Annotated in this window: 11 protein-coding genes; 5 read left to right on the top strand and 6 right to left on the bottom strand. The window is 67.0% G+C overall.

Going from position 1 to position 12,822, the window contains the following annotated elements; translation table 11 throughout:
- Window positions 1-13: 13 nt before the first annotated feature.
- On the bottom strand, window positions 14-316 hold the full coding sequence (locus IPJ61_RS05900) for a hypothetical protein (RefSeq protein WP_297105639.1): 303 nt from the start codon (window positions 314-316) through the stop codon (window positions 14-16).
- On the opposite strand from IPJ61_RS05900, the gene IPJ61_RS05895 reads away from it, so the two are divergent.
- Together IPJ61_RS05895 and IPJ61_RS05890 are read left to right on the top strand one after the other, a co-directional pair.
- A complete protein-coding gene (locus IPJ61_RS05895; RefSeq protein WP_297105567.1) occupies window positions 203-700 on the top strand; it encodes a helix-turn-helix domain-containing protein in 498 nt (165 codons plus the stop codon). The two genes, IPJ61_RS05900 and IPJ61_RS05895, sit on opposite strands and share 114 nt — an antisense overlap.
- A gap of 34 nt (window positions 701-734) precedes the next feature.
- A complete protein-coding gene (locus tag IPJ61_RS05890) occupies window positions 735-1,514 on the top strand; it encodes an NAD-dependent epimerase/dehydratase family protein (RefSeq protein WP_297104073.1) in 780 nt (259 codons plus the stop codon).
- A gap of 19 nt (window positions 1,515-1,533) precedes the next feature.
- Here the strand turns inward: IPJ61_RS05890 and IPJ61_RS05885 are convergent, their stop codons facing one another.
- Genes IPJ61_RS05885 through IPJ61_RS05870 form a run of 4 tightly spaced genes read right to left on the bottom strand, consistent with a single transcriptional unit; the run spans window position 1,534 to window position 6,817 of the window.
- Complete coding sequence (locus tag IPJ61_RS05885) at window positions 1,534-2,520, bottom strand: Gfo/Idh/MocA family protein (protein ID WP_297104069.1); 987 nt, start codon at window positions 2,518-2,520, stop codon at window positions 1,534-1,536.
- 41 nt (window positions 2,521-2,561) lie between these two features.
- Entirely contained in the window at window positions 2,562-3,410 is an 849-nt protein-coding gene (locus IPJ61_RS05880; protein ID WP_297104067.1) for a PRD domain-containing protein, read from the bottom strand.
- A gap of 27 nt (window positions 3,411-3,437) precedes the next feature.
- On the bottom strand, window positions 3,438-4,889 hold the full coding sequence (locus tag IPJ61_RS05875; protein ID WP_297104066.1) for a glycoside hydrolase family 1 protein: 1,452 nt from the start codon (window positions 4,887-4,889) through the stop codon (window positions 3,438-3,440).
- On the bottom strand, window positions 4,886-6,817 hold the full coding sequence (locus tag IPJ61_RS05870; protein WP_297104065.1) for a beta-glucoside-specific PTS transporter subunit IIABC: 1,932 nt from the start codon (window positions 6,815-6,817) through the stop codon (window positions 4,886-4,888). Before IPJ61_RS05870 ends, IPJ61_RS05875 begins: the two co-directional genes overlap by 4 nt.
- 323 nt (window positions 6,818-7,140) lie before the next feature.
- Here IPJ61_RS05870 and IPJ61_RS05865 point away from each other — a divergent pair, with 323 nt between their 5' ends.
- Window positions 7,141-9,168: a beta-galactosidase gene (locus IPJ61_RS05865; RefSeq protein WP_297104064.1), complete on the top strand. Its 2,028-nt coding sequence runs from the start codon at window positions 7,141-7,143 to the stop codon at window positions 9,166-9,168.
- A 37-nt stretch (window positions 9,169-9,205) separates the two neighbouring features.
- Window positions 9,206-10,171: a DNA polymerase III subunit delta gene (gene holA / locus IPJ61_RS05860; RefSeq protein ID WP_297104063.1), complete on the top strand. Its 966-nt coding sequence runs from the start codon at window positions 9,206-9,208 to the stop codon at window positions 10,169-10,171.
- A gap of 108 nt (window positions 10,172-10,279) precedes the next feature.
- Here the strand turns inward: holA and rpsT are convergent, their stop codons facing one another.
- The gene (rpsT, locus tag IPJ61_RS05855; protein ID WP_297104061.1) at window positions 10,280-10,540 is read right to left on the bottom strand and encodes a 30S ribosomal protein S20; all 261 of its coding nucleotides are present in this window, start codon (window positions 10,538-10,540) and stop codon (window positions 10,280-10,282) included.
- A gap of 136 nt (window positions 10,541-10,676) precedes the next feature.
- On the opposite strand from rpsT, the gene lepA reads away from it, so the two are divergent.
- Window positions 10,677-12,518, top strand: coding sequence for a translation elongation factor 4 (lepA, locus tag IPJ61_RS05850; protein ID WP_297104059.1), 1,842 nt, complete (start codon window positions 10,677-10,679; stop codon window positions 12,516-12,518).
- Window positions 12,519-12,822 lie beyond the last annotated feature (304 nt).

Genomic DNA, 12,822 nt, shown 5'->3' with positions numbered 1-12,822 from the left:
TTGGGGGCATCTCTCAGGGACTGCCACGACCACGGCGCGCGCCCCTACGGTTGGGGGCATGGGTAGAAGGCAGGAGGAGGTGCGGGAGTTCCTGGTCGCCCGCAGGGCGCTGGTCACGCCGGCTCGAGCGGGACTGCCCGAACTCGATGAGGAGCGACGTGTGCCCGGCCTGCGACGCGAAGAGGTCGCGGCCCTGGCCGGCGTGAGCGTCGGCTACTACACGCGCCTGGAGCGCGGCGAGGTTCGTGGTGCATCGGACAGCGTCCTTGAAGCCGTCGCGCGGGCGTTGCAGCTGACGGATATCGAGCGCGAGCACCTCTTCCGCCTCGCGCGCACCGGTTCGACGACATCAGGGTCGGCCGGCGAAGGGTCTCCGGTGGAGGTGGGGGTTTCCCTGCGGCACCTGGTGGACAGCATCGGCGTGCCGGCGATCGTGCAGACTCCTCGCCTGGACCTGGTGGCGAGGAGTGAACCACCAAACCACCTGGGCACGGCTCGGCCACCGCACAGTCGTTCCGACAAGCAAGGAGAAATGCATGAAGATCGTCGTCATCGGCGGATCCGGCCACATCGGCACGTACCTCGTCCCGCGCCTCGTGCGCGCAGGCCACCAGGTGGTGAGCCTGACGCGTTCATGACGCATCCGCTACGCGGCAGCCCGGGAGTGGGAGCAGGTCGTCCACGTCGCCGTCGACCGTGAGCAGCAGGATGCCGACGGCGCTTTCGGCGCCACCGTGCTCGCCCAGAAGCCGGACGTCGTCATCGACCTGGTCTGCTTCACCCTGGACTCCGCGACCGCACTGGTAGAGGCGCTACGCGGGAAGGTGGACCACCTGATCCACTGTGGGTCGATCTGGCGCTACGGTGCCAGCCGCAAGCTTCCCATCGTGGAAGGCAGCGACTCGGCGGGCCCGCCGTTCGACGAGTACGGCGCGGAGAAGGCCGCCATCGCCGAGATGCTCAGACGGGAGACCGCGTCCGGCGGTATCGCCACCACCTCAATCCATCCCGGCCACATCGTCGGCCCCGGCTGGCACCCGACCGGACCGCTCGGCAACGTCAACCCGGAGGCGTGGCGCCTGTTGTCGTCGGGTGGCGTCATCCGCATACCCGGCAGCGGCACCGAGACGCTGCACCACGTTCATGCCGACGACCTCGCCCAGGCCTTCGAGCTCGCCGTCGAACGGCGCGGCGCCGCCGTGGGGGAGGACTTCAACATCGTGGCGTCGACGGCGCTGTCCGTGCGCGGCTACGTCGAGATCGCCTCGGGATGGTTCGGGCAGTCGGCGACCGTGGAGCCGATCACCTGGGACGAGTACTCGGCGTCTACGACGGAGGAGTACGCGAGGGAGACCTGGGGTCACCTGCATCGCAGCCAGGTGTTCAGCATCGAGAAGGCGAAAGCGCTGCTCGGCTACGCGCCCGCGTACGAGCCTGAGGCGGCCATCCTTGAGTCTGTCCGTTGGCTGATCGACAACGATCAGCTCACGGTCGACCGCCCGCTTCAGGCGTGAACTGTCCTCGGGCGAAGCGTCAGTCGCGCGGGTTCAAGCCCGCGGCACGGTACATGGCGTCGATCGCGACCATCGTGGCGACAGAGTCCGAGGGTCCGGTCAGGACCGGCGCGCCATCGCGCACCGCGGCGACGAACACCTCCAGCTGGCGAGCGTAGCTGCTGGGCAGCTCCGCGACGTTGATCTCGGTTGCCTCGCCGTCGACAGTCAGAGTCAGGCTGCAGCCCTCCTGCGGCTTCACGAAGCCTTCGACCTGGATCACGCCGCGGGTACCGGTGATGGTGGCCGACTGCCGTTCAACGTCCTCCAGCAGGGAGCTGGAGATCGTGCCGGTGACCCCGCCGGGGAAGCGGACCTGGGCAGTCAGGGCCTCGTCGAGGCGTGGGTCCGTCGACGGCCGGAAGGTCGCGGAGACCACCTCGGGCTCCTCGCCGACGATGCTGCGCGCGAAGTGCAGCGAGTAACAGCCGAGATCCATCGTGGAACCACCAGCGAGATCCTGGAGGTAGCGGATGTTGGTCCGGTCGGGGAGATTGACGTCGAACCAGGCGCTGACGTCGACCAGCTCGCCGACGGCCCCCTCGCGGACGAGGCACAACGCCTCCTCGAACAGCGCGTGGTAGCGGTAATGGAAGGCCTCCATGACCACGCGGTCGGAAGCCTCGGCGCGGGCGGCGACGGAGCGGGCCTCTTCCGCGTTCGACGCGAACGGCTTCTCGACAAGCACGTGCTTGCCCGCGTCCAGCGCGGCGATGGTCCAGCGGCCGTGCTCGGAGTTCGGCAGCGGGATGTACACGGCGTCGACATCCACGTCGGCCAGCAGGTCCTGGTACGTGTCATGGACGCGGGCGATCCCGTGGGTGGTGGCGAACTCCTCGGCCCGTGACCGGTTGCGCGCGGCGACGGCGTACAGCTCGACGTCCGGGTTCTCGATGGCGGGGGCGATCAGCGCGGACGGCGTGATGCCGGCGGCGCCCAGGATGCCAAAACGCAGCGGCGCGGCCATGGACTTCTCCTTGAGAGGCGGGAACTGTGTCCCGTCGGAGCCTACTCGCCTGTCTGCGTGCTTTCGGTCAGACGCTGGATATGCAGCGCCAGATAGGCCACCTCTTCGTTCGGCAGCGTCACCTGCTCGGTGCTCGACACGTAGTGCCGAACGCGTTCGGCCGTGCGCAGTGCTTCCGGGTATTTCACCGCGATCTGCTCGAACAGGAAGTCGTCGTCGCTGGCGAGGAGCTTGCCGGACAGGTACCGCTCCGCGAAGAACTGCAGATGCGTGATGAACCGCGCCCAGTGGAGGCGGGTCTCCTCCGTACGCTCCGGCGTGCGGTAGCGGGTGATCGTGGTGACGGCATCGATCAGCTGCACCGCCCGCAGGGCGTTGAAGTCGGGCACGCCACGCGACGCGTTCACGAGATGGAAGGCGATGTTGGCCGCCTCGTCGTCGGGCAGCGTCACGTCCGGGACGTGCGCACGCAGCCGGGCCAGCGCCTCCTCAGCCAACGCGTACTCGTCGGGGTAGAACGAACGCATCTCCCAGGCGAGTCGGTTCCGCACCTCCAGACCTTCGCGTGCCCGTTGGACGGCGAAATGCAGATGGTCGGTGAGCGTCAGGTAGATATGTTGTGAGAGGTCGTGGCGGAGGCGCCCGCTGGCGAGCGCCACGATCTCGTGCGTGAGGTCCAGGTACCAACCCGGGATCTGCTGGAGGAGGTCGGCGAGGACGCCGGCGTCGGAGCCGCGGCTGATGAACACCCGATCGACGGCCTCCTCATCGATCGGGCTGCCGGCCTTGCGCGCATAGCCGAGACCGCGGCCCATGAGGACGGCCTCAACTCCAGCGTCATCCTCGACGAGGACGACGCTGGAGTTGAGAACCTTTGTGATTGTCCACACGGGTGAGTGTTTCCCCTTGGCAGATCGTTAGGCGAGGTCGGTGCCGTTGGATGCGATGACCTTGCGATACCACTCGAACGAGTCCTTACGGTACCGGTCATAACTGCCGGCCCCCATGTCGTCGGCGTCGACATAGATGAACCCGTACCGCTTCGAGATCTGAGACGTCGAGGCGCTGATCAGGTCGATGGGGGCCCAGCTGGTGTAGCCCATGAGATCGACGCCCTTCTCGATCGCCGCGGCCATCTGCTCGATGTGCGCCCGGAAGTACGCGATCCGGTACGGGTCGGCGATCCGCCCGTCGACGAGCTCGTCACGCGCCCCGATCCCGTTCTCGACAATGAACAGCGGCAGCCCGTAGCGGTCGTACAGCTCGATGAGAGACGTCTGCAGGCCGACGGGATCGACCTGCCAGCCCCACTCGGACGACGGCAGATACGGGTTCTTGACCCCGAGCACAGTGTTGCCCGGAGTGCGCTCTGCCTCGGGGTCCACCGACTCCGTCATCGTCATGTAGTAGCTGAATGAGACGAAGTCGACCGTGCCGTCGGCCAGCAGCTCTGCGTCGCCGTCCTGCCAAGGAATCGCGACGCCACGGTTGGCAAGCCGCCGGAGGATGAGCGGCGGGTAGGAGCCACGCACGTGCACGTCCGAGTAAGACACGTTCTCGAGGTTCTTCTCCAACGTGGCGAGGACGTCGTCGGGATGACAGGTGCGCGGATACGTTGTCAGCTTGGTGATCATGCACCCGACCTTCGAGCCCGGCACCAGCTCATGGGCGAGCTGGACGGCTCGGGCAGAGGCAAGGAACTGGTGATGCAGCCCGCGATAGACGGCCTGTTCGATGCCGTCCACGCTGAGGTCGGGCAGGATGCCCGCCGTCGTGAACGGATGCCGAATGATGCTGTCCACCTCGTTGAACGTGAGCCACAGCCCGACCCACTCGCCGAAGCTCTCGAAGCACGCCCTGGCGTAGGTCTCGAAGAAGCCGACGACGCGTCGATCCTCCCAGCCGTTGTACTTGAGCGAGAGGGCCGCGGGCATCTCATAGTGCGACAGCGTGACCAGCGGCTCGATGCCGCGCTCGCGCATGCCCGCGAACAAGTCCGCATAGAACCGGATGCCCGCAGGGTTGGCCTCGGCCTCCTCACCTGTGGGGAACAACCGGCTCCACGAGATCGAGACCCTCATGGTGCGGAAGCCCAGCTCGGCGAACAGGTCGAGGTCCTCGCGCCAGCGGTGATAGAAGTCGATGCCGCGTCGCTTCGGATACCAGGTGGTGTCGGGATCGGCCAGAGCCGCACGGACGGACTCGCTGCTGACCACGTGATGCGCGGCATACTCCTTGGGATCGACGTTCGGCTTGTAGGTCGCGATGTCGGCGACCGACGGGCCGCGTCCATCGACGTCCCACGCACCCTCGACCTGGTTGGCGGCTACCGCGCCGCCCCACAGGAATCCTTCGGGGAATGAGCTCATGCCACGGTTTCCTTGGTGTCGACGGCGACGAGCGGGGTGCCGATCGTCACGTCCCGTCCGGTCTCGAGCGGCGAGACCGACAGGACTGCGGAGTTCATGACGACCATCGGGGTGACCGTCTGATAGCCCGCGGCGGTGATCGCCTCAAGGTCGGCGCGCAGCAGAGGCTGGCCGGCGGTGACCCGGTCCCCGTTGGAGACGAGCACCTCGAAGGGACCACCGTCGAGCTTGACCGTGTCGAGGCCGACGTGAATGAGGATCTCGATCCCGGAGTCGGTCTTGATGGCGACCGCGTGGCCCGTCTTGAAGACGGTCGCGATGGTGCCGTCCAGCGGTGAGACGACCTCGCCCGAGGTGGGCCGGATGGCGATGCCTTCGCCGAGCGCGCCGCCGGCGAAGACCGGATCGGGAACCTCGGACAGCGGGATGACGGTGCCGGTCATGGGGGAGAGCAGGTCGACGCTCTCGGTGGTGACGACGGCGCCCGCCGCGTCGTCGGCCGCCGAGGCGGTGGGCGCCGATTCCGTTGTGACCCGGTCGGCAGGGGCGACGGCCGCGCCGGAACGGGCGATGGTGGACGACTTCGCGTCACTCCAGAGGAGGAGCGAGGAGACGAGCCCGCCTGCGAAGGCGATGCCTGCGCCGATGAGGGCGTTGACGAAGTTCATCGGATTCTCGGGGTTGATGAACATGGAGAGGCTCGCGACACCCGGCCCCACGATCGCGAAGCCCGCCACGTGGGTGAGGCCCACGTACGCCCCGCCGAGGCCCGCGCCGATGAGCACGCTGAACAGGGCGCGACGGTTCTGGATCGTGACACCGTAGAGAGCGGGCTCCGTGATGCCGAAGAGTGCCGAGATACCCGCGGAGATCGAGGTGGAACGCATGTCCGCGTTCTTGGTGCGGACCGCAACGCCGAACATGGTCCCGGACTCGGAGATGTTGTGCGCCAGGGAGGCCGCGAGGTAGAGCGGCTCAGACCCGGTTGTCGAGTACTGATTGATCGCGTAGGGCAGGAACGGCTTATGCATGCCGAGCGACACCAGGAAGGGGAGAGCCATGGCGAGCAGCGTGGTGGCGACCCAGCCGAATGTTGTGAACACCCAGATGATGCCGCCGGTCAGTAGCGTTCCTGCCTGAAAGCCGAGCGGGCCGAGGAAGAGCAGGCCGATGGGGACGGTGATGAGCAGGCTCATCATGGACACGAAGAAGATGCGGATCGGCTTCGGCGAGACCTTCGTCCAGAATCGTTCCATGATGGCGAGGAAGCCCACGATGAGCATCGAGGGGAAGACCTGCGCGTTGTAGGCCACTTGCGTGATCGGGAGCCCGAGGAAGTCGAGGCCAGGGTCGGCCATCTTCGCCGTGAGCGCGGGGAACACGAGCGGAGCGGTCGCCGCGATCGCGACAAGGCGATTGATGTTGAGCTTCGTCGCGGTGGTGCCGGCGACCATGAGCGGCAGGAAGAAGAACGTCGCATCGGCGATGGACGCGAGCACGAAGTAGGTATTCGACTCCTTGTCCATCCAGCCCAGGCTGGACGCCAGCAGCAGCAGCGACTTCAGGACGCCGGCGCCGGCGATCGCGGGGATCAGGGGCTGGAAGACGCCGACGATGAAGTCGACGAGAGTTGCGCCGAGCGACCTCTTCGGGGCCGGGCCGGCGGCCGCTGCGGCACCGACGCCGGTGCCCGCGGCCTCTTTCAGGGCCCGGAAAACCTCAACGACCTCGTTGCCGATGACGATCTGGGTCTGGCCGGCGGTCACGACGCCCAGCACGCCCGGGATTGCCTTGAGCGCGGTGACGTCGACTTTGGAGTCGTCGGCGATGGTCAGCCGTAGCCGCGTGCTGCAGTGCTCCATCGCCCGGATGTTGCCTGCGCCGCCGACCTTCTCCAGGATCCGGCGTGCGGTGTCCTTGTAGTCCATCTGTGTGTCCCCTCGTTGGGTCCGATGTGCGCCTGATAACAAAAAAGGATCCAACGAAGCCAGTGCGCGTTCACGCGTGGCGTCCGTTGGATCCTGCCTGCTGACCAGTCACATGTCCGTTGGTGCGCAGTTATCACAGCATGGACGCAAGCCCTTGTCAATGAACCTCGGCGGGAAAGGACGCAGTCGGGCGCGAACGCGGGTCCGCGCATCGGTTTTTCGCTATCGTCGCGAGAGTAAGGAAGCGTTGATCAGCGCCTTCCGCGCCGCAGCCGAGGAACGATCGATCGGCGGTTCCGAACGACCCTGGACAAGGACGGACCATGGAAAAGCTCATCTACGGATCTGCCTACTACGACGAGTACATGCCCGTCGACCGCATCGACAAGGACGTCGCGATGATGACGGCGGCCGGGCATACCACCGTCCGGATCGCGGAGTCGACGTGGAGCACGCTTGAGCCACAGCCCGGCGTGTTCGACTTCACGCATGTGGACCGCGCCGTCGACGCGATGGAGGCTGTCGGCATCGATGTGATCGTCGGAACCCCGACCTACGCGGTGCCGTCGTGGCTGGTGCAGTCCCATCCCGATGTGCTGGCGCTGACCCGCGCGGGGGCACCGCGCTACGGCGCTCGGCAGATCATGGACATCACCAACCCGGCTTACCGGTTCTATGCCGAGCGGGTCATCCGTCGGCTCATGGAGCACACGGCCGACCGTCGCGCCGTCATCGGGTTCCAGCTCGACAACGAGACGAAGTACTACAACACGGTCTCGCCGTATGTGCAGCGCGCGTTCGTCAAGCACCTCCGCGAGCGCTTCGACGGCGACCTCGCCGCACTCAACCGGGCGTTCGGGCTCGACTACTGGTCGAACAGGATCGACGCATGGGAGGACTTCCCCGACGTCCAGGGCACCATCAACGGGTCGCTCGGCTCGGCCTTCGACCGGTTCCGGCGGGGGCTGGTCGAGGAGTTCCTCGCCTGGCAGGCGAGCATCGTGCGGGAGTACGCGCGCGACGACCAGTTCCTCACCCAGAACTTCGACTTCGACTGGAAGCCCGGCTGGTCCTACGGCATGCAGCCCTCCGTCGACCATTTCGCCGCCGCGCGCACCGTCGACGTCGCGGGCGTCGATATCTACCACCCGACGCAGTCACACCTGACGGGCATCGAGATCGCCTTCGGCGGCGACGTGATGCGCTCGGTGAAGGGCGGCGCCAACTACCTCGTGCTCGAGACCCAGGCACAAGGGCAGATGGGTTGGCTGCCGTACCCCGGCCAGCTCCGACTGCAGGCCTACAGCCATCTCGCCAGCGGCGCCGACGGCGTCATGTACTGGCACTGGCACTCCATCCACCACTCCTTCGAGACGTACTGGAAGGGGCTGCTCTCACACGACCTCGCCCCCAACCCGACCTACGAGGAGTCGGCGGTCGTCGGCCGCGAATGGGCGGAGCATGCGGCGTCCCTCCTGCACCTGAGGAAGAACAACCGTGTCGCGATCATGGTCTCCAACGAGGCGCTCACCGCCCTGCAGTGGTTCACGCTCGAGACGGGCTTCATCGACGGGGCCTATCGCCCGTCGATCGGCTACAACGATGTCCTGCGGTGGATGTACGACGCGCTGTTCGCGCTGAACGTCGAGGTCGACTTCATCCACGCCGAGAGCGAGGACCTCGACCGCTACGCCCTGATCCTCACCCCCGCCCTGTACAGCGCGCCGCAGCAGACCGTCGACCGGCTGCGTGCGTACGTCGCCGGGGGAGGGCACCTCTTCTCCACCTTTCGCACCGTCGTCGCCGACGAGAACGTCGAGGTGTGGCACGACGCCGCTCCCCACGGCCTCACTGACGTCTTCGGCGCCACCTACAACCAGTTCTCGACCCCCGACGGCGCCCGCGTCGCCTTCGCCGACGAGGCGATCCCGACGGCCGATGCCGAGGCGGTGCTTGAGCTGCTCCGGCCCACCGGAGCGGAGGTGCTGGCGTCCTACGCGCATCCCGCCTGGGGCGAGTATGCCGCGCTCACCCGCAACGGGTTCGGCGAGGGCGAGGCCACCTACCTCGCCACGAAGGTCGCGCCAGATGCACTCGGACAGCTCCTGGCCGACGCCGTCCGCCGGGCGGGGCTGTGGGACTGGCCACAGGATCTGGCGGGCAGCATCACCGTGCGGCGCGGCACCAACGGCCGTGGCCGAGCGGTCACTTACTTCCTCAACTACTCGGGAGGTCCTGTGACGGTCGAGGTGCCGACGCCCGGTGACGTCGTCGTCGGCGATCCCGTGTCGGAGGGCAGGCTCACCGTCGCTCCTTGGAGCCTCGCCGTCGTCGAGGAGGCCGGGGAGTAGGTCGCGGCTGTCGGTGGGCGCTGGCATGCTTAGACCCATGTCGTCGCCCTTCGGCTCATCGCTGCTCGTCACCGGTCCAGAGGCGCTGCTCGCGCAGCGCGTCGTCGCGGACGTCAAGGCGCGCGCGCTCACCGCGGAGCCGGGGGCGGACGTGAACGAGATCAACGCCGCGGACCTTGAGTTCTCGATGCTTTCGGAGGTCGTCGGCGGGTCGCTGTTCTCCAGCCACATCGTCGCGATCATCGACGACGTCGGCGCCTGTCCGGCGAGTGTGGTCGAGCAACTGGTCGCCGTGGCCGCAGACCCCTCGGACGAGCTGTGCCTCGTCCTCGTCCACCCGGGGGGCAACAAGGGCCGGGGCCTGATCGACAAGCTCAAGAAGGCCAAGGTGCCGGTCGAGACGGTCGCGCAGATCAAGCCGTGGGACCTGCCGAAGTTCGTGACCGACGAGGCCCGCCGCCGAAGGGTGAAGCTTGGCCCGGACGCGGCCACGGAGCTCGTGAGCGCCGTAGGCCACGACCTGCGCGCGCTGGCGGCTGCCGTCGGCCAGCTTGCTGACGACTCGGACTCCGGCGAGGTCACGGCCGAGTTGATCAAGCGCTATTTCGCGGGTCGCGCGGAGGTGACGTCCTTCGCTGTCGCCGACGCCGTCCTTGCCGGCAATGCGAGCCTCGCGATGGAGCGCCTGCGGTGGGCGCTCGGTACGGGTGCGGCGCCCGTTCTCATTACCAGCGCGATGGCCGGCGCGTTCCGCGGTCTGGCCCGGTATCTCGACGCGCAGGGCTCGCGGATGAGCGACTACGACCTCGCTCGCCAGATCGGCGTGCCGCCGTTCAAGATCAAGGAGTTCTCGCGCGTGTCGCGGAACTGGCGGTCCGGCGGCGTAGCCAAGGCCATCACCCTGGTCGCGGTCGGTGACGCGGAGGTCAAGGGCGCTGCGACCGACGCGGACTACGCGCTCGAGCGCATGGTGCTGGGAGTGCTGCGGCTGCGCCACCGCTGACGGGAACGCACCGCTGACGGGAACGCACCGCTGACGGGTACGCAAAACAGCGCCTTGACGACCGAGGGTCAAGGCGCTGCGTTGCGGATGTTCAGGAAAGAACGAGACTCAGAGAGCGGCGACGGACAGCGAGATGGCCGACTTGCGGTTCGCTGCCTGGTTCTTGTGGATGACTCCCCTGCTCACGGCCTTGTCGAGCGCGCGGTTCGCGACCGAAGCCAGCTCCGCGGCCTTCGCGGCGTCGCCCGCGGCGACGGCGGTGCGGACGTTGCGCACGTGGGTGCGGAGAGCCGACTTGACGGCCTTGTTGCGCTGACGCGCCTTCTCGTTGGTGAGAATGCGCTTCTTCTGGGACTTGATGTTCGCCACTGGGCAAGCCTCTTTACAGATGATGTTGGTGTACTCGGTCTGGCGTTTGCACGCGACGATCAAGCTTACCCGACCGTGGCGGAGGCGGCCAAATCTCCGGTTCCGTGAGAGACTGACCACTGCCCATTTTCACCCGATGAGGAACTGCATGTCCGCACCGCGCCCTGGCAAGACCGATCCGGCGATCATCCGCAACTTCTGCATCATCGCCCACATCGATCACGGCAAGTCGACCCTCGCCGACCGCATGCTGCAGCTGACGAAGGTCGTCGACGCCCGGCAGATGCGCGCGCAGTACCTCGACCGGATGGACATCGAGCGCGAGCGCGGCATCACGATCAAGTCGCAGGCCGTGCGCATGCCGTGGGACAAGGACGGCAAGACCTATGTCCTCAACATGATCGACACGCCGGGCCACGTCGACTTCACCTACGAGGTGTCGCGGTCGCTGCAGGCCTGTGAGGGCGCGATCCTGCTCGTCGACGCCGCGCAGGGCATCGAGGCGCAGACGCTCGCGAACCTGTACCTGGCGCTCGAGGCGAACCTCACGATCATCCCGGTGCTGAACAAGATCGACCTGCCCGGCGCGAATCCCGAGAAGTACGAGGCGGAGATCGCTGGAATCATCGGCTGCGACCCGTCTGAGGTGCTGCGCGTGTCCGGCAAGACCGGCGTCGGCGTGCCGGAGCTGCTGGACACCGTCGTCGACCTCATCCCCGCGCCGGAGGGCGACCCTGCTGCACCCGCCCGCGCGCTCATCTTCGACTCGGTCTACGACACCTACCGCGGTGTGGTCACCTATGTCCGCGTCGTCGACGGCGAGCTTAACCACCGCGAGCGCATCCGCATGATGTCGACGAAGGCCACGCACGAGCTGCTCGAGGTCGGCGTCATCTCCCCGGAGCCGGTCAAGGCCGAGGCGATCGGCGTCGGCGAGGTGGGCTACCTCATCACGGGCGTGAAGGACGTGCGGCAGTCGCGCGTCGGTGACACCGTCACCGGTGAGTACCGCCCGGCCACCAAGGACCTCGGCGGCTACCGGCACCCCAACCCGATGGTCTACGCGGGCCTGTACCCGATAGACGGCGACGACTTCAACGAGCTCCGCGAGGCCCTCGAGAAGCTGCAGTTGAACGATGCCGCGCTCACCTACGAGCCGGAGACCTCGGGGGCGCTCGGGTTCGGCTTCCGCATCGGCTTCCTCGGCCTGCTGCACATGGAGATCGTGCGTGAGCGGCTCGAACGCGAGTTCAACCTCGACCTCATCTCGACCGCGCCCAACGTCGTCTACCGCGTCGTCATGGAGGACGGCTCGGAGCACACGGTGACCAACCCTTCGGAGTACCCGACAGGGAAGATCGCCGAGGTGTACGAGCCTGTCGTCCGTGGCACGATCCTCGCACCGGCCGAGTACATCGGCACCATCCTCGACCTGTGCCAGACGCGCCGCGGCATCCAGCGCGGCCTCGACTACCTCTCCGAGGACCGCGTCGAGATCCGCTACACGCTGCCGCTGGCGGAGATCGTCTTCGACTTCTTCGACGCCCTGAAGTCGCGCACGAAGGGCTACGCGTCGCTCGACTACGAGCCCGACGGCGAGGAGGCCTCGGAGCTGGTGAAGGTCGACATCCTCCTCCACGGCGACCCCGTCGATGCCTTCTCCGCCATCGTCCACAAGGACAAGGCCTACTCCTACGGCCTGATGATGGCCGCGAAACTCAAGGAGCTGATCCCGCGGCAGCAGTTCGAGGTGCCTATCCAGGCGGCCATCGGCTCGCGCGTGATCGCCCGCGAGACCATCCGCGCGATCCGCAAGGACGTGCTCGCCAAGTGCTACGGCGGCGACATCTCCCGCAAGCGCAAGCTGCTGGAGAAGCAGAAGGAGGGCAAGAAGCGGATGAAGATGGTGGGCCGCGTCGAGGTCCCCCAGGAGGCCTTCGTGGCGGCGCTCTCGACCTCCGAGGCGCCCAAGAAATAACCCCTGCTCGCTGAGCCGGTCGACGGCGCCGCGGACCCCACGCTGGGTGCGAGACGGCGCGGCGCCTCCTCAGGGAACGATGGTCGCCTGAAATGCGTGGATACTCGGCTAAGCGAACGGAATGTGCGCTAACTGGCCGCGTCTGGAGGGATCTCTCCAGATGCGGCCAGTTAGCGGTGGATCGGGTCGGGTAGCCAGGTATGCGATTGCCATGTGGATCCCCTCCGATCGGGTGACAGGTCGCTGTTGTCTGTACGCGGATAGGCGGATAGAAGGAGTAGAGGTGGATAGGATCCACGCACAC

The sequence above is a fragment of the Tessaracoccus sp. genome (assembly GCF_016714275.1).
GTDB lineage: Bacteria > Actinomycetota > Actinomycetes > Propionibacteriales > Propionibacteriaceae > Arachnia.
Note: the sequence above shows the minus strand (reverse complement) of the source record. Positions and strands in the feature narration are given on the sequence as shown.

What these genes read in the sequence shown, in the direction of transcription:
- IPJ61_RS05885 (WP_297104069.1), bottom strand. Translation starts at nt 2,520, where the DNA reads ATGGCCGCGCCGCTGCGTTTTGGCATCCTGGGCGCCGCCGGCATCACG.
- IPJ61_RS05875 (WP_297104066.1), bottom strand. Translation starts at nt 4,889, where the DNA reads ATGAGCTCATTCCCCGAAGGATTCCTGTGGGGCGGCGCGGTAGCCGCC.
- IPJ61_RS05870 (WP_297104065.1), bottom strand. Translation starts at nt 6,817, where the DNA reads ATGGACTACAAGGACACCGCACGCCGGATCCTGGAGAAGGTCGGCGGC.
- IPJ61_RS05865 (WP_297104064.1), top strand. Translation starts at nt 7,141, where the DNA reads ATGGAAAAGCTCATCTACGGATCTGCCTACTACGACGAGTACATGCCC.
- holA (WP_297104063.1), top strand. Translation starts at nt 9,206, where the DNA reads ATGTCGTCGCCCTTCGGCTCATCGCTGCTCGTCACCGGTCCAGAGGCG.
- lepA (WP_297104059.1), top strand. Translation starts at nt 10,677, where the DNA reads ATGAGGAACTGCATGTCCGCACCGCGCCCTGGCAAGACCGATCCGGCG.